Raw genomic sequence first — 18,962 nt, 5'->3', positions numbered from 1 at the left:
ATGTTATTAACAATACATGACTCAGGATTGAGGAAAGTAGCCTTTATTGACAACTCAAAACAAGGCACTCTGAACTTTTTCAACGATACCTGGACAAGATATCTGGACACTGGGTCTAGTACTTTTGATTTTACCGTCTTTAAAAAGGCTATCACCTCGGGCACTGGCCAGAAAAAAGCCTATAACTACCTCAACGAAAAGGCCTTTGTATCGTTTAGATACAAGGGTAAGGATTACTTGCATACGATCCGCAAGGTCGAAGAGAATGAGCAAGTTATCAAGTGTTACGGTATCAATCTAAACCTTGAACTTATCAATGAGTATGCAAACCCTTATAAGTCTCCTAGGTCAATGAGTTTCAAAGAATACTGTGACGCTATGGACTTGCTAAACTTTACATTCTTAAAAATCGGGGTCAATGAGATTTCTACTCAGAAAATTTCTGCTGAATGGGAGGGTACAGATACTAAGCTGAACCGTCTGCTTAGCCTAGCTAAGAAGTTTGGTGCAGAAATTGAGTTTGACACCCACCTCAACGCTAACAGCTCTATCAAGTCATTTGTAGTCAATGTTTATCATGAAAACGACGACACCCACCAAGGAGTAGGACGGGTCAGCCCTACAGTCTTGAAGTATGGTAAAAACCTCAAAACGCTCACTAGGACGATAGACAAGACCAATATCTACAACATGGTTGTACCAACAGGGCGAGATGACCAAGGAAATACTATCTACATCTCTGGTCTTGGTGCTTGGTCTGTCAATAACTCTAGGGGTGAGCGTGAGTTCTATCAGTCAGGAGCGGCGTTGTACGCTCCTCTTTCTATGCAGATGTACCCGTCAACATTCACAAGCAATACAGGGAACCTTGACCAGTGGACAAGAAAGGACATGACGGTAGAGAGTGCCAATCCTGAGGTTATCCGCTCAACGGCTTACCGTGAGCTTAAAAAGAACTGTTACCCCGCTGTAACTTACGAGGCTGAGGGTTTTGCTGACCTAGAGATAGGGGACACAGTACAAGTCTATGATGACGGTTTTAGCCCTACGCTCTTGCTTGAGATGAGGGTATCTGAGCAAGCTATCAGCTTTACCAATCCTCAAAACAACAAGACCACTTTCTCCAACGCTAAGGCTCTTGAAAATCGTCTGTCACAAGGTATCCAGCAACGGCTAGACCAAATGATAGAAGACGCTAAGCCTTATACTATCAAGGTTGCTACTGACAATGGTGTAGCCTTTAAAAATGGTCAAGGGCAGTCCGTAGTGACTCCTACCTTGATGAAAGGCAACAAGGTTATCAATAGCGGCTGGCGTTGGGTCGTGAATGGTGAAATCAAAGCAACTAGCCCTAGCTACATTGTCAAAGCTGCTGACATCAATCAGACAATGGTTTTGACGGTGTCAGCCTGGGTAGATAATCAGGAAGTAGCCTCTGAACAGGTTACTTTTTTGAATACCTCTGATGGCACCAAAGGAGCTAAAGGTGACCGTGGAGAGAAAGGCGATAAAGGAGACAAAGGGGATAGAGGAGAGCGTGGTGAGCGTGGCTTGCAAGGTCTCCAAGGCTTACAAGGTGCCAAGGGTGACCAAGGTATCCCTGGAGCTAAAGGGGCTGACGGTCGTACTCAATACACTCACTTAGCCTACGCTGACACAATCTCAGGCGGTGGCTTTAGTCAAACCAACGCAGATAAAGCCTATATAGGTGTCTACGTTGATTTCAATATCACCGATAGCAAGAACCCCGCTGATTATCGCTGGACTAAGTGGAGAGGTCCAGACGGTCAAAATGGTAAGGATGGTGCTCAAGGTATCCCTGGGAAACCAGGAGCGGATGGCAGAACTCCATACTTTCATAGGGCGTGGGCTAACTCTGCTGACGGTCGTGACGGCTTTAGCACCTCAGATAGCAGCAACAAACGCTATCTAGGTACGCTGACAGACTTTACAGAGGCAGACAGCCAAGACCCTACCAGGTACAAATGGACAGCGCTTTTTGATTTGGTGGAAGTTGGAGGAAGAAATCTTTTTCTTAATTCAAAATTCAAATTTGATTTAAAAAAGACTTATTCCACATATTTCTTAGATGATAGTAATGAGCAAACACAAGGGCAGTTATCTGTATCAGTTGATGTCAATACAAAATATAGAGGTGCTAACACTCTAAAAGTTGTATCAACGTTTAACGGTACTAGAAATAATCAAAAAATTACATTCAGGACAGGTGGAGATGAACGATTAGGTACAGAGGCTGAAATGAAGAATAAAAGCGTCATGATGAGCTTTTGGGCGAAATCTACTGTATCTAATACGGTCATGTTGTGGCGTGCTGGTTATCGTTCAGCCACCAAAGAGCTATCTATTGGGACTAATTGGCAATATTTTAGTTTTCAATTAACAGCCCCTTTGCCAGCTAATGCAACTAACGAGGCAATACTACACATATTCACAAAAGCTACTGTTTGGATTGCTTTGCCTAAGGTAGAGACTGGGACAATATCAACTGACCACACAGAAGCTCCTGAAGACATCAAAGCTGAATTAGACTCAAAAGCTGACAATGTCCTTACTCAGGAGCAACTCAACGCTCTCAATGAGAAAGCGGGTATCATCCAAGCTGAACTAGAGGCTAAAGCTAGTGCTGCTACCTTGGACAACTGGCTTAAAGCCTATCAAGACTATGTCAAAGCTAACGACAAGGCAAGAGCACAAGCAGAAAAAGACCTTGTTTCAGCTACTCAGCGTGTTTCTAACATTGCTAAAGACCTTGGAGAGTTATCAGACCGCTGGAATTTCATTGATACCTACATGAGTTCATCAAATGATGGGCTGGTAATTGGTAAGAATGATGGTAGCTCTAGCATGATGTTCAACCCTAACGGTCGTATCTCAATGTACTCAGCAGGGGTGGAGGTCATGTATATCTCTCAAGGGGTTATCCACATTGAAAATGGTATTTTCTCTAAGACAATCCAAATTGGACGGTTTAGGGAGGAACAATACCATCTCAACGCAGACATGAATGTTATTAGATACGTAGGAGGTGCTTAATGGCTGAATTTTGGTCAAATAATGACAGAGGTTACCGTATCCGTCTATGGATTGACCAAACCTCTCAAAATATCTCAGGCAATAGCAGTCAAGTCAGAGTAAGGCTTGCATTGCTGAATACAACTACCGCCTTTGCTCAGTATAGTTGCTCTGCATGGGTAGACTTGAACGGACGGCGCTTGAATTGGTCGGGCAGCCCTAGCATGACAAGTTACAACTCTACAATCATGCTGATTGATGAGACTATCACAATTGGGCACAATGCAGACGGGACTAAGTCCTTTGGTCTATCTGCTCATTTTAACGGTAGTGGTGGATGGTCTCCTGGGACGCTGTCTATCGGGGGTAACTCATTCACCCTAACGACTATCCCACGGTCTAGCTCTGTCAGCGTTGGTGCTGGTACTATTGGTAGCTCAGTCACTATCAACATCAGCCGTCAAAGCTCTAGTTTTAAGCATACTGTCCGCTATGCCTGGGGCAACAAGTCAGGAACGATTGCAAGCAATGTAGATACCTCTGCAACGTGGACTATCCCCCTTGACTTTGCTAACGACATCCCGAACTCAGCAACGGGCACAGGGACTATCTACGTTGATACCTATTCAGGAGGGACTAGGACAGGGACGCAGTCAGCTACACTGACAGCAAGTGTCCCAGCTAGCATGAAACCAACCTTTACAGGCGTTTCTTTGTCAGACTCTAATACAGCTGCTCAGAACGTGGTACCAAACGCTAACACATTCATTCAGATTATCTCTAACATCAAGGTAGCTTTCAACGGTGCAAGTGGGTCTTACGGTTCAAACATCACGGGCTACCGTGCTGAGATAGTCGGTAAGAACCAGACTACCAATGTCAACGGTGGCACCCTGGGTATTATGAATTACAGCGGTGCTATCACGGTCAGGGCAAGTGTATCTGATAGCCGTGGACGTTGGTCTGATACTAGAGATGTCTCTGTCACGGTGCTTGAGTACTTTGCTCCAGCCCTTAGCTTTAGCATTGCTAGGACGGGTGCAACTTCTAGCACTCTTACCGTGACTAGAAATGCCAAAGTAGCGCCTCTAGCTGTATCAGGTAGCCAAAAGAACTCTATGACGCTTTCTTTCAAGGTTGCTAGATTAGGTACTAATACCTACACCCCTGACACTGGAGCGGCTGCTGGTTCCTGGACTAGTATATCTAGCCTGGTCAACTCACAAGCTAATCTAGCTGGTAATTACCTAGCTAATCAGTCTTGGGTCGTTATCGGGACACTAGAAGACAAGTTCACACGGACAGAGTTTGCAGTCAATGTAGCCACGGAAAGCGTGGTTTTTTCCTACGACAGAAACGGGGTCGGTGTCAACAAAATCAGAGAACGTGGTGCCCTGGATGTCAAGGGTGACATCTATGCCAATGATAAGCCTGTTCAACAGTATCAGCTTACTCAGTCGAATGGTCAGCTGAGTATGGGGGCTGGTCAGTGGGATGATGGTTGGAATAAACAAGCTACGGTCATTGGCTGGCGTAGCGGTAAATATGACGATAACCCCACTGGCAAAAATGGAGAATGGGGACTATTTCAAAACTACTGGCTAGAAAGTTGGAAAGGCGCTCAATTTTTTACAGCTGTAGGTAGCGGGCGGCACTTTATCCGTGTTTACAACGACGCTAAAAGTTGGAAACCTACTAAGTGGAAAGAAGTAGCATTTACTGACCACACCAACCTTATCAATACGGGCTGGCAGTCAGCTAATTTTCCTGGCACTTACTACAAGCGTGTTGGGGATATCTTGACAGTCAAGTACGATTTCAAAGGCAATGGTCAGACAATTACCTTTGCTGACATACCTAAAAATGTCTGGCAAGCCCCCCAATCATATATGCAGGTAATCGCTGGTTGGAGCATAGGTGGAAGTGATAACACTCATGTACAAATAAACCAAGGAACTAGCAATATGCACGCTTTGTCTACAGGTAACAATGTTATCTACAGAGGTCAGCTGACAATCATGATTTAGAAAGGAAACCGCATGAAACTAGAATATGGTTCAAAATCGCAAGAATATGACGCTAGTGGCACAGCGTCCACCACCAAGGTTACATTAGTCAACGCAGACGGCGCTAATGTGCCTATTTTTTTACCCCCTGACAAGATTGACTTGCCCAACACAGAGCTACTTGAGCTAGCTTTAGAGGTCATCTATCAAGAGAATTTCCCACAACGTGCCGAAAATGAGAAATTCAATGAGGTTGGCGAAAAAATCGCTAAGTATGATGAGCTGATTGAGAAATCTCAGAAAGCCATCAAAGAGCTTAAGCAAGCTACTGAGGAGGCAAAACAAGCCACTCAGCACAATCAAGAGACTGTAAACTCAGCAGTTTCAGAGCTAACTGAGTTGGTTATGTCTTTGATAAATAGCGCCTCTACGGACGAAGAAACAAGCCCAGAGGGGCAAGAAGGACAGGAGGGATAGCTATGAAAACACTTCTTAGCAGTCTAATCACTGGAACAGCTTTACTAACGAAAGGAAAAATTAAAATGAAAAAATTCACTTACACATTCAAGAAAAATCACCAAATCGTCAAATCATGGGTAGCCTTAGTGGTTGCTGGGACTTACACCGTTGATGAAGTGCCTAAACTGTTCAACCTACGTGAGGTTGTAATTGAGGTGCTCTCTGAACAAGTCGCCGAAACAAAGGAGGAGTAGCCTATGCCCTTTGATGAGGCTCAAAAAATCGCAGAGAGTCAATTCACTTGGGAAATTCTTTTCATCATCTTGTTTGTCATTGTTACGGGCTTTCTAGTCCGTACCTCAGACAAGCGGGAAAAGAAACTGATGGAATTTCACGAGAACTCAAAAGCAGACTCAAACAAGAGAGAGGAGCGCTTGATGACTCATTTGGAAAAAACAACTGAGGAATTAAGCACCATCACTCACACAGTCGGTGACATTCAGAAAGAAATGGTCAGAATGAATAACCGCATGGATGAAATCGAAAAAGGAGACTAACAATGAACCAAATCACAGAAATTATTGCCAGTGGGGCAATGAGTATCCTGGTTATCTTAGCAGGTATTGCTGTTCAGGCAGTCAAAAAGTACCTTATCGCTAAAGGTGGTCAAAAAGCTGTAGAAATTACAGAAATCCTTGCTAAAAATGCAGTCAGTGCAACTGAGCAGGTTGCTCAAAAGTTGGACATTCACGGAGAGCAAAAGCTGGCACATGCCAAGGATATTGTCAAGAAAGGCTTAGAGCAGTACAACATCTACCTGACTAACTCTCAAATTGACAACTTCCTTGAGGCTGCTGTCAAGCAAGCTAACGAAGCATGGAAAGGTAACTGACATGGGAATTAACATAGAGACAGCCATTGCCTGGATGTCAGCAAGAGCTGGCAAGGTCACCTACTCAATGGACTACCGAAACGGTCCAGGCTCCTACGACTGTTCTAGCTCTGTTTACTTTGCCCTTATGAGCGCTGGAGCAATTTCAGCGGGCTGGGCGGTAAATACAGAGTATGAGCATGATTGGCTCATCAAGAATGGTTATACACTCATTGCTGAAAATCAGGACTGGGACGCTAAGCGTGGTGATGTCTTTATCTGGGGGCGACGTAGACAGTCTAGCGGTGCTGGAGGTCACACAGGTATCTTTATTGACCCTGACAACATCATCCACTGTAACTACGCTCACAACGGTATCACGGTAAATAACTACAATCAGACAGCTGCTGCTAGCGGTTGGATGTATTGCTATGTTTACCGCTTGGCGAACCAAGCAAGCACGCCCTCAACCTCACCATCAGGCAAAGACCTTGATACCTTGGTTAGAGAAACCTTGGCGGGTAAGTACGGCAACGGAGATACCCGCAAGGCAGCTCTTGGCAATCAATATGAGGCTGTCATGGCAGTCATCAATGGCAAGGCTACGGCACCTAAAAAGACGATTGACCAACTTGCTCAGGAAGTCATCCAAGGCAAGCACGGCAACGGTGAGGAGCGTAAGAAAGCCCTAGGCTCTGACTATGACGCAGTCCAAAAACGGGTTACTGAAATCCTAAAAGGTAGCACATCAGGAAACGCCCCTAAAACGCCCTCAGACGCTCCAAAAAGTGAGGTGGTAAATTCCTCCACCGAACCTAAGACGGAGAAAACTGGGGCAACTGGTGAAGCGACAGACACCAAAATCACAAAAGAGGACGGTGACTTGTCCTTTAACGGGGCAATCCTGAAAAAATCTGTCCTTGATGTTATTCTTGCTAAGTGTAAGGAACACAATATCCTACCTAGCTACGCTATCACAGTCCTACACTTTGAGGGGCTTTGGGGCACCTCAGCAGTGGGCAAGGTTGATAACAACTGGGGCGGTATGACCTGGACAGATAAAGGAGAGCGTCCTAGCGGTGTGACAGTAACCCAAGGCTCAGCTAGACCAGCTAGCGAGGGAGGAAACTACATGCACTACGCCTCTGTAGATGACTTCTTGACTGACTGGTTCTATCTGCTACGTGCTGACGGCTCTTACAAGGTCAGCGGTGCTAAGACCTTTAGCGAGGCTGTCAAAGGCATGTTTAAGGTCGGTGGTGCAGTCTATGACTACGCTGCTACAGGCTATGATAATTACCTGGTAGGTATGTCAAGCCGTCTGAAAGCTATTGAGGCTGAAAATGGCTCACTAGCTAAGTTTGATGTTGGTACCGTCGATAATGTCGGTAGCACAGACAAGATTGAGGTCAACATTGAGGGGATTGAAATTACCATCAATGGCGTAACCTACACAATCTCTAAAAAACCAGTTTAGAAAGGGTATACTCCTTTCAGCATAAGATACATTAAGCCCTTAGGAAAAATCCTAGGGGCTTTTTTGCATTTTCTTTGACTTTTTACGAATATCTAGGTAAGGAGGAAACAAAATGACAAAAATCAAACGTATCAAACTTGACCGCATTGAGTACTCTAGCTATGGAGTGGAGCACTGGTGCAGAGTCTACATCAAGCACAGAGGACAGTTTTACAAGCTATGGCAGTTAGTCCTGGCAGATGAGGAACTGGATAACTACCAGCTAGCTTGTGAGTTGCTAAAGCGTACCAAGGAGATTAAGGCTCATGTAAGGTCTGTGTCAAAAACTAGTAATTTTAGTATCATTCATTGAAATGTTAGTTGTTTTGCTTATTATCAGCGTTCTTCTCTTGCTCTTTGTTCCGAACTTGACCAAGCAGAAAGATTCGGTAACAGATACAGGAAATCGAGCAGTTGTCAAAGTCGTGGAGAGCCAGGCTGAGCTCTATGAACTTAATCATCAGAATGAAAAAGCTAGTCTTTCTAAGCTTGTCGCAGAAGGACAAATCACTCAAAAACAAGCAGAAGCCTACCGTGCTCACTATGTGAAGAATGCAGGTGATCACCGTGCGGTTGCAGATTAAAGCTTTCACCCTTCTAGAGAGCTTACTAACTCTAGGTATCGTCAGTCTTCTATGTTGGCTGCTAGCTGGGTCAGTCCATCAAGCCTTTGGGCAGGTGGAAGAAACATTGTTTTTCTCGGAATTTGAACGGGTCTATCAGGAGACACAAAAGATGAGTATTGCAAAAGAGGAGAGAGCTCTCCTTTCCATCGACCACGGTGGGGTTCATAGTCCCTATCAAGAATTACCGCTTCCAAAAGGGGTGGAAGTGGTCAGAGAGAAGCAACTGACCTTTGATCCAGCAGGAGGCAATTCAAGCTTGACCAAGATTCAATTTCAGACAGAGAAAGAGGTGGTGACCTATCAGTTGGCAATTGGGAATGGAAAAATTAAAAAATCGACGGCTCCCCGCTAGTCTCTTGTTAGAAGGCCTAATCGCCCTAGCGATGTTTGGTGTCCTCACGACCCTTGTGCTGGGAGAGCTAGGGGACTCGCGACAGCAGCGTTTAGAAGAGTTGAGACAAGGAGAAGTTTTGCGCGTCGCAAAAATGGCGATCCAGACAAGGCAAGATCAATTGAACATCAATCAGGTCAGTGTCCAGGTGGAGAGGTCTGCCAAGTCCTTAAAGGTCTATCATGAAGGAAAGGTTGTGATTGCTGTTGAAAAGAACTAAACTGCCAGCCTTTACTTTATTGGAGGCCTTGGTTGCCCTGCTCGTCATTAGCGGTGGTTTATTGGTGTTTCAAGGATTGACAAGCCTCTTGCGTCAAGAACTCCAGTACCAAAGTCACATCAAGCAAGAGGAATGGTTACTCTTTCAGGACCAGCTGGATATTGAATTGTCTCGTAGTCAATTTGAAGAGGTCAGAGACAACAAACTCTATCTTGTTCAGGATCAAAAACCCATAGCCATTGGACTGGCTAAGGGGGGAGATATCCGAAAGACAGATGCGACTGGCCGTGGCTATCAACCGATGATAGATGGAGTTGAATCCGTCTGGATTGAAAAAAGAGGAGATCTGGTGTCTATTCAACTGCGCTTTGAAGAAGGGTTAGAAAGGGAGGTGGTCTACCGTGTGGTGGAAAAGGATAAAAAAGAAGCAGATTGAGGGCGGGATCCTTCTTTATGCCCTTTTTATGTCGGCGGTTTTTAGTCTCTTGCTTCAGTTTTACCTGAACAGACAAGTGGCAGAGAGACGGATCCTCCTTGCTAGTCAGCACCGGATCCAGGCTTATGCGCAAGCTCAATTGGCGATTGATACTTGGGATCGGGAAGAAAAAACCATAACCTTCTCAACTGGTCGAGTCGATTTGGAAGAAAAATCGGGCTTTGCCAACGTAACGAGTCGCTTACAAGATGGGGAAAGCTACCATTTCACCTTTGCTCTACCTTCTCGGGAAAAGAAAAAAACCGACAAGAAGGAAAAGGAGAAGCAGGCTCCAGATACAGCTACAGACCACCCGACCACAACTGAGGAAGAGAAGCCTCAGGCCTTCGAAAAGCATAGCGAAAACTCTTAAAATTTGATATGATTAAGAGATGGAGGAAAGCATGAATTTCGAAAAAATTGAGAAAGCCTACGGCTACCTATTAGAGAATACCCAAACTATTCAAAATGATTTGCAGACCAACTTTTATGATGCTCTAGTGGAGCAGAATGCCATCTATCTGGATGGGCAAACAGAGTTGACTCTAGTGAAGGAAAACAACCAGCGGCTGAAGGACTTGAACTTGAGCAAGGAAGAGTGGCGTCGCTCCTTCCAGTATCTTTTGATGAAGGCTGCCCAAACAGAGCCCCTACAAGCCAATCACCAATTTACGCCAGATGGGATTGGATTTCTTCTGGTCTTCCTAGTGGATCAGTTGGCTAGTTCCGATCAAGTTGATGTGCTAGAAATGGGGAGTGGAACAGGGAACTTAGCTCAAACCTTGATGAACAACTGTCAGCGTTCCTTAGATTATTTGGGCTTGGAAATTGATGATCTCTTGATTGACCTTGCGGCTAGTATGGCAGAAGTGATGAAGGCGGATGTGAATTTTGCCCAAGGTGATGCCATTCGTCCACAAGTTTTGAAAGAGAGCGATGTGATTATCAGCGATTTACCTGTCGGTTATTATCCAGATGATGCCATTGCGAGTCGTTACCAGGTCGCTTCCCCTCAGGGCCACACCTATGCCCATCATTTATTGATCGAACAATCGCTAAAATACTTAAAACCAGGTGGCGTCGCTATTTTTCTAGCTCCGAATGATCTCTTGACGAGTGAGCAGAGTCCTCTGCTGAAAAAATGGATGCAGGATCATGCTCAGGTCTTGGCCATGGTGACCTTGCCAGAGAACCTCTTTCGATCAGCCAATCTAGCAAAAACCATCTTTGTTTTCCGCAAGCAAGAAGAAGCGGTGGTCCAACCATTTGTCTATCCTTTGACTGATTTGCAAGACCAGGAAGACCTCATGAAATTCCGTGAAAGTTTTCGAAACTGGAATAAAGAAAGTGAAATTTAAACAAAATTTTGCTATAATAGGAGTGAAAACGCTTAAAGAGGTAAAAAAATGACGAAAACAATTGCAATTAATGCAGGTAGTTCAAGTTTGAAATGGCAATTATACCAAATGCCAGAAGAAACAGTTTTGGCAAAAGGGCTCATCGAGAGAATTGGCCTTAAAGATTCCATTTCGACAGTAAAATTTGACGGTCGAGCGGAAAAACAGGTTTTAGATATCGAGAACCACACACAAGCGGTTAAAATCCTTCTCGATGATTTGATTCGTTTCGATATTATTTCTTCCTACGATGAAATCACTGGAGTAGGGCACCGTGTCGTTGCAGGTGGCGAGTACTTCAAAGAGTCTGCTCTTGTAGATGAAGAAGTCATTCAAAAGGTTGAGGAACTTTCTTTGTTGGCTCCATTGCACAACCCTGCCAACGCTGCTGGGATCCGTGCCTTTAAAGAATTGTTACCAGATATTACCAGCGTTGTTGTATTTGATACCTCTTTCCATACAACAATGCCTGAAAAAGCTTATCGTTATCCTCTTCCAACTAAGTACTATACAGAAAACAAGGTTCGTAAATATGGGGCTCACGGGACCAGCCATGAGTATGTAGCCCACGAAGCTGCGAAGCTTCTTGGAAAACCAATCGAAGAGTTGAAATTAATCACCTGCCACATTGGGAATGGAGCTTCTATTACAGCGGTAGACAAAGGGATTTCTGTCGATACGTCTATGGGCTTCACACCACTTGGTGGCATCATGATGGGAACACGTACAGGGGATATTGACCCTGCCATTATTCCTTACTTGATGGAGCACACAGAGGACTTCAACAGTCCAGAAGATATTAGTCGTATCTTGAACCGTGAATCTGGTCTTCTAGGGGTGTCTGAGCTTTCTAGCGATATGCGTGATATTCACGAAGCCATGCGCAGTGGAAATGACAAGGCACTTTTGGCCAACGACATTTTTGTCGATCGTATTAAGAAATATATCGGTCAATACTTTGCTGTCTTGAATGGAGCAGACGCCATCATCTTTACAGCTGGAATTGGAGAAAATTCTAAGACGATCCGTGGACAAGTCATTGACGGCTTGACTTGGTTTGGTTGTGAGCTTGATCCAGAAAAGAATGTCTTTGGTGCAGAAGGAGATATTTCAACAGCGGATGCTAAAGTGAGAGTCTTGGTCATCCCAACGGACGAAGAATTAGTCATTGCCCGTGATGTTGAACGCTTTAAAAATAAGGGGTAAGACTTTATTCTAAAAAAACAAGAGAGAAGAGGCTGATTTGAAGCGCCTCTTTTTTCTCTTGTGTGACTTCTACATGGGCTTGCTCCAGTAGCTCATCTATGCTATACTAGAAAAATAGTTTGATAATCGAGGTAAAATAATGGAAAATTGGATGGAGAAAAAATGGGTTTCAAATGGTCTGTGGTTACTAATTGGATTACCGTTATTTATAGCGACTCAACTACCCATGATCGCTTTGATCTTGGGGATTGAAAATGCTTGGTCAAATTGGACAATCAATAGTTTGGTCCTTGGGGTTACCATGCTCCTCGTCTATTTGCTTTGGTGGTTTATGAAATGGAGTCCACTTGATTCACTAGATTTTTCACGAATCAAAGGCAGAGATATTGGGCGAAATTTCCTTTATTTTCTCCTGTTGCTGGCCAATAATGCTCTTGGGGTTAACCTTCTTCGACAGTTGGGAGAGGCGACGACAGCTAACCAAGAGACCATCCAAGGGGTGGCTTCCTTGGCCCCTCAGCTGGCAATGGGTTTGCTCATTGTCGTAGTGGCGCCTTTAGGAGAAGAAATTATCTGTCGAGCTGTGATTCCCCGCTTGATCTTTAAGGGGCACGAAAAAATTGGTTATTTGGTTGGGGCTCTTGTCTTTGCCTATTTACACACACCAAGTAATCTTGGTTCCTGGATCATCTATGGAGGCATGTCCCTCATCTTGACTTGGGTTGCCTACCGCTACAAACGAGTAGAATATTCGATTTTATTGCACTTTACCATGAATGCTTTTGCCTTTTTGATAACTATTCTGGTTTCTTTTCTTCCCGCTTAAAATATGGTAGAATGATAGGACCAATGGGTTTTATTCAGAAGCTTTGGTAAGCTACCAAAGAAGCATCTAGGCGCAGATAGAGACAAACTCGGAGGTTGGAAAGATTCTAACCTCTTTTCTATGCTTGGTTGGCTTTTCTTAGAAAGATGAAGGAAGATATGTCAAAGAGTGAATGGAGACAACTAGGCAAGGATCGGACCCTTCTTTGTGGCATCCTCAATGTCACCCCCGACTCCTTTTCAGATGGGGGGCGCTACCAAACGGTAGAAGGAGCTCTCGAGCAAGCTCGAAAGTTAATAGCAGAAGGAGCAAGCATACTGGATATTGGTGGGGAGTCCACACGTCCGGGGAGTCATTTTGTGGAAATTCAGGAAGAAATCCAGCGAGTCGTGCCCGTCATTGAAGCGATTCGAACAGAGAGTGATATCTTGATTTCGGTTGATACTTGGAAGTCAGAGGTCGCTCGTGCAGCCCTAGCAGCTGGTGCAGACTTGGTCAATGATATCACTGGCTTGCTAGGAGATCCGCAAATGGCGAGGGTGATTGCAGAAGCTCAGGCTGGAGCCATTCTTATGTTTAATCCAGTCATGGCTCGTCCTCATCATCCAAGTTCCGTCATTTTTCCGACCTTTGGTTTTGAGCCGGCCTTTTCATCAGAGGAGTTGGCGCAGTTTGAAGGTCTCTCTATCCAAGACTGCATGTGGACCTTCTTTGCTAAGAGCCTTGAGCTAGCAGAGGAGGCGGGATTGAGTCCGGATCAACTCTTCTTAGATCCTGGGATTGGTTTTGGCTTGACCAAGCGGGAAAACCTCCAACTTTTGCAGGACTTAAAAACCATTCATGCTAAGGGGTATCCAATCTTTTTAGGAGTCTCTCGGAAGCGCTTTGTGGTTAATATTCTGGAAGAAGAGGGATTTGAGACTGACCCTGAAACGAAAGAAGGATTCTACAATCGGGATTTGGCATCCAGTCATTTGACGAGTGTGGCTGCCAGCCAAGGGGTAGAAATTGTGCGTGTGCATGATATCCCCCTCCATAAGATGGCGGTAGCTATCGGTAGTGCGATCTACCAAGCCGATCAAGCGCAGGACCTTCATTTGAAACAATATCGCTAAAGAAAAGAGAAGAGATATGACAGTAGATCTCAGTTGGTTAGCTACTTATCGTTCTTCCGAGCCCCATTTTGGCTTGGAGCGAATGGAAGCCCTGCTGGCCTTGAGGGGAAACCCACACTTAACCTGTCCTGTAATCCATCTAGCTGGGACCAATGGAAAAGGATCGACCCTAGCCCATTTACGGTCTTTACTAGAGGCGAAAGGGTTGCGGGTTGGTGTTTTCTCCTCCCCCTATCTAGTTTCCTTTCATGAGCAAATCAGTATTAATGGGCTTCCCATCTCAGATCAGGATTTAGAAACTTATCTGTCCCTCTATCAGGACTTACTTGCAAAAAACAGTTCTGATCAGACCTTGCTGGGCTTGACCGAGTTCGAGTTGATGACCGTCCTGGCTTTTGATTATTTTGTAGCAGAAAAGCCGGATGTGGTCATTTTGGAAGTGGGCATGGGTGGTCGTCTCGATAGTACCAATGTTTGTCAGCCTATTTTGACAGCCATCACGACGATTGGCTTGGACCATGTGGCTCTCTTAGGGCCGGATTTGGCCTCCATTGCTCGAGAGAAGGCGGGAATCATCAAGGAAAAGATTCCGGTCTTGCTAGGCCGGATGGAACTGGAAGCCCAAGAAGTCATTGTGCAGCGGGCGAACTGCTTATCGGCACCAGTAGAGCTGTTAGGTCAGGACTTTTTAGTTAGCTACCAAGAGTCACTGGCAGACGGGGAAGTTTTTGGCTATCAGAGCCAGTATCGGGAAGAACTGCAACTAAAGACAGGGCTCTTGGGACTTCATCAAGTCGACAATGCTGGACTGGCCCTGGCTCTCTGCGATACCTTCTGTCAAGAAAAGGGGCTCTCTTTCTTAAGCCGAGAAGAAATCCTCCAAGCTTGGGAAGGGGTCCAGTGGCCGGGACGCCTAGAGGTTATTTCGACCCAGCCCCTCATCATTCTAGATGGCGCCCATAATCCGCATGCAGTAGCCCCTCTTGTAGCCACCATAAAAGAACGGTATGGACAGTTGGACAAACAAGTCTTGTTTACCTGTATCCAGACTAAAGCGATTGAGGAGATGCTAGAACTATGGAGCGGATTGGAAAAGAGTCAATTAACCTTGACGACCTTTGAGGATTCACGCGCCTATTCCGTGAGAGACATGCAGGAAATAGCCCATCAAAAAGGCCTGCCTTATCAAGAATGGAAGGTGTTTTTAACCCAATATCTAGAAAGAAAATCGCAACAATCTGATCTCCTCTTAGTGACGGGATCCTTGTACTTTTTGGCTCAAGTGAGAGCCTTTCTAATCGAAGAAATCAGTAGGAGATGACATGGATACAAAGAAAATTCAAGAAGCCGTGAAGATGATTATCGACGCAGTCGGTGAAGACGGAAGCCGTGAGGGCTTGCAAGAAACACCAGAACGTATTGCCAAGATGTACCAAGAGATTTTTGCAGGTCTCAACCAAACTGCGGAAGTCCACCTATCAAAATCTTTTGAGATTGTGGACAACAATATGGTGGTAGAAAAGGATATCTTCTTCCACTCGATGTGTGAACACCATTTCTTGCCCTTCTATGGCAAGGTCCACATTGCCTATATCCCAAATGGGCGCGTAGCGGGCCTCTCTAAGCTAGCTCGGACAGTGGAAGTGTATGCCAAAAAGCCTCAAATCCAGGAGCGCTTGACAGTGGAAATCGCGGATGCCTTGATGGAGTATCTGGGAGCGCAGGGAGCCCTTGTCTGGGTGGAAGCAGAGCACATGTGCATGAACATGCGTGGGGTACGCAAACCAGGGACAGCTACTGTAACGACAGCAGCGCGTGGCTTGTTCGAGACAGATAAAGACTTGAAAAACGAAGCCTATAAACTGATGGGACACTAATCCCTAGATAAACTGAGGTGACGATGGTGGATCAATTACGGATCAAAGATTTGGAAATTTATGCTTATCATGGTGTGTTTTCCGCTGAAAAGGAATTGGGGCAGCGCTTTGTCTTGGATGTCTGTGTCGATTATGAGATGACAAAGTCTGCTCGGACGGGCGATTTGACGGCTTCAATCCATTATGGAATCTTAGCAGAGCAACTGACAAATTGGGTTCAAGCTGAGAAAATTGATTTGATTGAGACAGTAGCTTTTCAGCTTGTGGAGAAGATTTTTGCAACCTATGACTTTGTCAAAAAGGTTCGACTTGAGCTGAAAAAACCTTGGGCGCCAGTTCCTCTACCTTTGGATACTTGTTCGGTCACGATTGAACGAGAAAAAAGACGAGCCTTTATTGGTCTGGGAACCAATATGGGCGATAAGGGACAACAGTTGGAGACGGCTGTATCTAGACTAGAAGAAAAGGGGCTTACGATTCTCCAAACCTCTTCTCAGATTGAGACAGCACCTTGGGGAGGGGTTGAGCAGGATAGCTTCCTCAACCAAGTCGTAGAGGTCGAAACTTGGTTTACGCCCCAAGACTTGATTGAGACCTTGCTAGGAATCGAACTAGAAATGGGCCGGATTCGTGAGATCAAATGGGGACCACGGGTCATCGATTTGGATCTCCTTTATATGGAGGATTTGATCCTCTATAGTCCAGATTTGATTCTCCCTCATCCGTATGTGGCAGAACGGGCATTTGTCCTAGAATCCTTGAATGAAATTGCTCCTTACTTTGTGGATCCTGTCCAAAGAAAACAGATCCGACAACTGTGGGAGGCTGTGAAAGAAACATAAGGTAGTTGACCCTTAGGTCAACTACCTTTTTTACCTTGACAGGTTGACTGAGCAGGAGTATACTATGCATAAATAGATTAGGGGTAGGTGGGCGTCATGAAATCTTATCTTGTAAAATGGTTGATCGCGATTGTCTTGGCTGTTTTTTTCCTTTGGTTGAGTTTGGAAACGGACTTACTGCCAAAAGAAGTGTATCCCCTTCTCCTTGTCTCGATACTGATTGTGGGCCTCTATCTTTTTAAGGAGAGGTAACTCTCCATCCAATTAAACTATGAAAAATCCCCTGGGTGCCAACTGGTTCAGGCACTCAGGGGATTTTTTGTATATGGAGCTAGGACCAACGGTCTAGCCTTGCCTTTCTTTATTTGCGGTACAAGCGATCGTATTGGTAAACTGGATCCATGGTCACATGAATGCCCAGTTTGCGAAGAACGTTCTTATCTTCGTCTGTCAACATGACTGTTGAATGGGCTTCGCTCCCTTTCAATCGACCCAATTCTTGCATGGCAAGATTTGCCTCTGGATGGTTCATGGCGGTAATGGCGAGGGCGATGAGGATTTCATTTGAGTGGAGGCGAGGGTTGCGACTGCCCAAGTGGTTGATCTTCAAGCCTTGGATTGGTTTCACATATTCTGGCTCAATCAACTTGGTTTCTTTATCAATATGGGCCAATTTCTTGATGGCGTTGATGAGAACAGCTGCCGTTGGACCAAATAAGTCAGAAGTCTTACCTGTCACGGTTTCTCCGTTCGGCAATTCCAGTGCCAAGGCAGGTTCACCGGTTTCTTCCTCTTTTTGACGGGCAAGGACGGTGACTTGGCGGTCTTTTGGTGAAATGCCTAAGTCATTCATCAAGAGTTCAATTTTCTTAATAGCTCCGTTTCCGACACGCTCTGCCTTCACATCTAGAATGGTTTGGTAGTAACGGCGGATAATTTCTTGCTTAGAGGCTTCAATCGCTGCGTCATTGTCCACGATGGCAAAGCCGACCATGTTCACACCCATATCTGTTGGGGAAGCGTAAGGAGATTCTCCAAGGATGCGTTCCAACATCCGCTTCAAGACAGGGAAGATTTCGATATCCCGGTTGTAGTTGACCGTTGTTTCGCCATAGGTTTGGAGGTGGAATGGGTCAATCATATTGACATCGTCAAGGTCTGCAGTAGCAGCTTCATAGGCCAAATTCACTGGGTGATGCAAAGGCAGGTTCCAAACTGGGAAGGTTTCAAATTTAGCATAACCAGACTTGATGCCATTCAATTGGTCATGGTACATGTTGGACATACAAGTCGCCAATTTACCAGAACCAGGACCAGGAGCTGTCACGACAACGAGATTACGGCTAGTTTGAATGTAGTCGTTTTTCCCCATTCCCTCAGGAGAGATGATGTGGTCCATATCCGTTGGGTAGCCCTTGATTGGGTAGTGGAGATAAGAGGCGATGCCATTTTTTTCCAACTGCTTGCGGAAAAGGTCTGCAGCTGGTTGACCAGCATACTGAGTGATGACGACAGAGCCAACATAGATGCCCAATTCGTTGAATTTATCGATCAAGCGGAAGACCTCTTGGTCGTAAGAGATTCCTAGGTCACCACGCGCTTTTGAATGCTCAATGTTATTGGCATTAATAGCAATCACAATCTCCACTTGGTCACGAAGTTCTTGGAGAAGCTTAATTTTGTTATCTGGTTCATAACCAGGAAGGACACGAGCTGCGTGGAAATCTTCCAACATTTTTCCTCCAAACTCTAGGTAGAGCTTGCCATCAAATTGGTTGATGCGCTCGAGGATGTGATCGCGCTGCAAATTCAAATACTTTTCGGAACTAAAAGCTTGTTTCTTCATTTAAACCTCCAATAAAGAAGCGAGGGTGATCTTTAGCGGTGCTCCGCCTTTCACATAGGGAAAGGGGAGTGCAAAAGAACACCCGTTGCAATATTCATTCAGTATTATATCAAAAAAACCCCAAAATGGGGGTTTAAAACAATTAGCCCTGTTGTAAAATGAAGTGCAACACAAAAGATACGTTCATCTGATATACTAGAATTGCGAAAAACAGCATAAAGGAAGATGAACATGTCTACTAATTATTCTACCACAA

The 18,962-nt window shown here is 45.1% G+C and carries 22 protein-coding genes; 21 read left to right on the top strand and 1 reads right to left on the bottom strand.

Translation table 11 applies throughout. The features are described 5' to 3' along the window. From K1J10_RS03150 to K1J10_RS03050, 21 genes are all read left to right on the top strand, one after another. A complete protein-coding gene (locus K1J10_RS03150; protein WP_223355842.1) occupies positions 1-3,054 on the top strand; it encodes a phage tail spike protein in 3,054 nt (1,017 codons plus the stop codon). Continuing rightward, positions 3,054-5,060 (top strand): DUF859 domain-containing protein, encoded by a 2,007-nt coding sequence (locus K1J10_RS03145; RefSeq protein WP_223355841.1) that lies wholly within the window; start codon positions 3,054-3,056, stop codon positions 5,058-5,060. The genes K1J10_RS03150 and K1J10_RS03145 overlap by 1 nt, the downstream gene beginning before the upstream one ends. 12 nt (positions 5,061-5,072) lie before the next feature. After that, on the top strand, positions 5,073-5,516 hold the full coding sequence (locus tag K1J10_RS03140; protein WP_223355840.1) for a DUF1366 domain-containing protein: 444 nt from the start codon (positions 5,073-5,075) through the stop codon (positions 5,514-5,516). A gap of 2 nt (positions 5,517-5,518) precedes the next feature. After that, positions 5,519-5,752, top strand: a complete 234-nt coding sequence (locus K1J10_RS03135; protein WP_223355839.1) for a hypothetical protein — start codon at positions 5,519-5,521, stop codon at positions 5,750-5,752. A gap of 3 nt (positions 5,753-5,755) precedes the next feature. Then, positions 5,756-6,055 (top strand): hypothetical protein, encoded by a 300-nt coding sequence (locus K1J10_RS03130; RefSeq protein ID WP_223355838.1) that lies wholly within the window; start codon positions 5,756-5,758, stop codon positions 6,053-6,055. Between the two features lie 2 nt (positions 6,056-6,057). After that, entirely contained in the window at positions 6,058-6,390 is a 333-nt protein-coding gene (locus K1J10_RS03125; protein WP_223355837.1) for a phage holin, read from the top strand. Position 6,391: 1 nt separating this feature from the next. Beyond that, positions 6,392-7,846, top strand: a complete 1,455-nt coding sequence (locus K1J10_RS03120) for a peptidoglycan amidohydrolase family protein (protein ID WP_223355836.1) — start codon at positions 6,392-6,394, stop codon at positions 7,844-7,846. Positions 7,847-7,958: 112 nt separating this feature from the next. Next, on the top strand, positions 7,959-8,198 hold the full coding sequence (locus K1J10_RS03115; protein ID WP_223355835.1) for a hypothetical protein: 240 nt from the start codon (positions 7,959-7,961) through the stop codon (positions 8,196-8,198). A 1-nt stretch (position 8,199) separates the two neighbouring features. Next, entirely contained in the window at positions 8,200-8,469 is a 270-nt protein-coding gene (comGC, locus tag K1J10_RS03110) for a competence type IV pilus major pilin ComGC (RefSeq protein ID WP_048717660.1), read from the top strand. Next, the gene (comGD, locus tag K1J10_RS03105; protein WP_042507426.1) at positions 8,438-8,863 is read left to right on the top strand and encodes a competence type IV pilus minor pilin ComGD; all 426 of its coding nucleotides are present in this window, start codon (positions 8,438-8,440) and stop codon (positions 8,861-8,863) included. The genes comGC and comGD overlap by 32 nt, the downstream gene beginning before the upstream one ends. Continuing rightward, entirely contained in the window at positions 8,829-9,122 is a 294-nt protein-coding gene (gene comGE, locus K1J10_RS03100) for a competence type IV pilus minor pilin ComGE (RefSeq protein ID WP_048717510.1), read from the top strand. The genes comGD and comGE overlap by 35 nt, the downstream gene beginning before the upstream one ends. Further along, positions 9,106-9,558: a competence type IV pilus minor pilin ComGF gene (gene comGF / locus K1J10_RS03095; protein ID WP_223355882.1), complete on the top strand. Its 453-nt coding sequence runs from the start codon at positions 9,106-9,108 to the stop codon at positions 9,556-9,558. The genes comGE and comGF overlap by 17 nt, the downstream gene beginning before the upstream one ends. After that, positions 9,524-9,970: a competence type IV pilus minor pilin ComGG gene (comGG, locus tag K1J10_RS03090; RefSeq protein ID WP_223355834.1), complete on the top strand. Its 447-nt coding sequence runs from the start codon at positions 9,524-9,526 to the stop codon at positions 9,968-9,970. Before comGF ends, comGG begins: the two co-directional genes overlap by 35 nt. Positions 9,971-10,001: 31 nt before the next feature. Beyond that, positions 10,002-10,955, top strand: a complete 954-nt coding sequence (locus K1J10_RS03085; RefSeq protein ID WP_223355833.1) for a class I SAM-dependent methyltransferase — start codon at positions 10,002-10,004, stop codon at positions 10,953-10,955. 48 nt (positions 10,956-11,003) lie between these two features. Beyond that, complete coding sequence (locus tag K1J10_RS03080) at positions 11,004-12,200, top strand: acetate kinase (protein ID WP_023022080.1); 1,197 nt, start codon at positions 11,004-11,006, stop codon at positions 12,198-12,200. 151 nt (positions 12,201-12,351) lie between these two features. Further along, entirely contained in the window at positions 12,352-13,026 is a 675-nt protein-coding gene (locus K1J10_RS03075; RefSeq protein WP_223355832.1) for a CPBP family intramembrane glutamic endopeptidase, read from the top strand. A 158-nt stretch (positions 13,027-13,184) separates the two neighbouring features. After that, on the top strand, positions 13,185-14,141 hold the full coding sequence (gene folP / locus K1J10_RS03070) for a dihydropteroate synthase (protein WP_223355831.1): 957 nt from the start codon (positions 13,185-13,187) through the stop codon (positions 14,139-14,141). Between the two features lie 16 nt (positions 14,142-14,157). After that, positions 14,158-15,462 (top strand): bifunctional folylpolyglutamate synthase/dihydrofolate synthase, encoded by a 1,305-nt coding sequence (locus tag K1J10_RS03065; protein WP_223355830.1) that lies wholly within the window; start codon positions 14,158-14,160, stop codon positions 15,460-15,462. 1 nt (position 15,463) lies between these two features. Further along, entirely contained in the window at positions 15,464-16,018 is a 555-nt protein-coding gene (gene folE / locus K1J10_RS03060; RefSeq protein ID WP_048717524.1) for a GTP cyclohydrolase I FolE, read from the top strand. A 26-nt stretch (positions 16,019-16,044) separates the two neighbouring features. Then, positions 16,045-16,860 (top strand): 2-amino-4-hydroxy-6-hydroxymethyldihydropteridine diphosphokinase, encoded by an 816-nt coding sequence (folK, locus tag K1J10_RS03055; RefSeq protein WP_164555447.1) that lies wholly within the window; start codon positions 16,045-16,047, stop codon positions 16,858-16,860. Positions 16,861-16,956: 96 nt separating this feature from the next. Further along, on the top strand, positions 16,957-17,112 hold the full coding sequence (locus K1J10_RS03050) for a hypothetical protein (protein WP_223355829.1): 156 nt from the start codon (positions 16,957-16,959) through the stop codon (positions 17,110-17,112). 109 nt (positions 17,113-17,221) lie between these two features. Here the strand turns inward: K1J10_RS03050 and K1J10_RS03045 are convergent, their stop codons facing one another. After that, on the bottom strand, positions 17,222-18,706 hold the full coding sequence (locus K1J10_RS03045) for a DUF1846 domain-containing protein (protein WP_006595123.1): 1,485 nt from the start codon (positions 18,704-18,706) through the stop codon (positions 17,222-17,224). Between the last annotated feature and the right edge of the window lie 256 nt (positions 18,707-18,962).

Origin of the sequence: Streptococcus australis, assembly GCF_019930045.1 — a bacterium.
In the GTDB taxonomy this organism is placed as follows: Bacteria; Bacillota; Bacilli; order Lactobacillales; family Streptococcaceae; genus Streptococcus; species Streptococcus australis_D.
The sequence above is the reverse complement of the archived record's forward strand: the minus strand, read 5'-3'. Positions and strand labels throughout refer to the sequence as shown.